1 protein-coding gene is annotated in these 1597 nt (G+C 67.8%); it reads right to left on the reverse strand.

Features of this window, described 5'->3' with window-relative positions; translation table 11 throughout:
• Positions 1 to 16 precede the first annotated feature (16 nt).
• Positions 17 to 1444, reverse strand: a complete 1428-nt coding sequence (locus tag ACTWPW_RS64110) for a transposase (protein ID WP_443175027.1) — start codon at positions 1442 to 1444, stop codon at positions 17 to 19.
• Positions 1445 to 1597 lie beyond the last annotated feature (153 nt).

Genomic DNA, 1597 nt, shown 5'->3' on the forward strand with positions numbered 1-1597 from the left:
AGCTTGCGATTTAACGTCACTCTCGGTGTTCGTTGTCGGCGGCTACGGTCTTGCGGTAGGGCGGGCGCTTGTCTTTCGGCCGGTTCCTTGATCCTTTGGGGCGTCCGGGGCCGGGCCTGGTGAGTTTCGGTGAGTCGGCGGGAGTGCCGAGTTTTGCACGGAGACGGCGAAAGCCGAGCCGGACCCGGTATGGGCTGAGCGCTCTTCCCGGTTCGGGTCGCGGATGCCAGGGACGGCGCAGGTCGTCGACGTGAGGGCTGGCCAGCCGGAGTTGGGCATAGGCGGCCAGGATCAGGTGCATCCAGCGGTCGGTGGCCTGCGCCGAGGCCAGGTGGGCGCGGGCCATGCCCAGATAGACCTTGGCGAAGCGGTGAAAGTGCTCTTGATCGAAGCGGCGCAGGTAGGCCTTCCACAGCAGGTCCAGCAGCGCCGCATCGACCTCGATGGGCCCGGCGTGCCACAGCCAGAGATCTTTGGCCGGCTTGCGGCCGTCGGGAAGCCGGTCCACGACGATCTGGATGACGGTGCCGCGCACCATGGGCAATCGCTCATGGGCAGGGTGGCCGGCCCAGCGGCCGGTGCGGGTGAGCTTTTGATGCAGGCCGGTCCAGGCGCGGACGGTCACGGTGCCGTGCCGGGACGAGTCTGCGGTCAGGGCGAGATCCGGGATGTGCCGTTTGGCGGGGTCGGAGCAGGAGAATTCGCGGCCGTGGCGCTTACCCGCCCCCATCTCACCGGGTCTGCGCGGTGCTGGGTCGGCGTAGAAGACGCGGGTGGCGCGCAGCCGGACCAGCACCTGGACAGGGTGAGCGGCCAGCGCGTGGGAGATGTCGGTGGCGTAGTTCCCGGCGTCCAGCATGACCAGCGGTGGCGGGTCATGTTCGACGAGCCGGTTGGTCGCCTCCAGGTCACCGAGCAGGTCGGCGATCTGGCCGATGGTGACGTCGGTGTGCTCTTGACCGGGATGGATCCGGCGCGCCTCGATTGGATCCACCCACGAGGAGGAGCCCCACTGCACGCCCACCAGCAAGCTGTAGGGCCAACCAGGCAGGAACTTGTCGCCGCCCTTGCCTCTCACCTGGACCATCACCCGCTCATCGGCGTACTCGGCGTCGGGCCGCGCATCCGGCGTGACATCCAGGGCGAACATCAACGGCTCACCCGGCCGGGCCGCAGTGGCCACGCCCAGCAGCAGGCGCCGCAGAGCGCCGGTGTCGATCCGCCCTTGATCCAAAGCGGCGTAGACCGAGCCATGCCCACGGCGGAACTCCGGCTCCATCGACAACTCCACCGGCGAGCACACCGGCCCCTGCGCGCACAACATCGCATCAGTGAGCTCGAACAACGCATCCGCCCGCCGCCATAACAGCCGATGGAAGGCGGCGCGGAAATCGATCAGGGGACGAAGGTGTGACGCCTCGGATGCCCCGATGTGCTCGGCCACCTCGCGCGCGCCTGCAATAGTGAACATCTGCGGCCACCCCTCTTCTCCGGCGTCTTCTCAACACCGAAGATGAAGGCGGTGGCCGCTCCCGACTGACACGACACGCCGTAGCGCGGCAGTCACATTCCGGTACATCCCGTTACATGGTGGTAC

It is taken from the genome of Nonomuraea sp. KM90 (assembly GCF_052246675.1).
Classification (GTDB): Bacteria; Actinomycetota; Actinomycetes; order Streptosporangiales; family Streptosporangiaceae; genus Nonomuraea.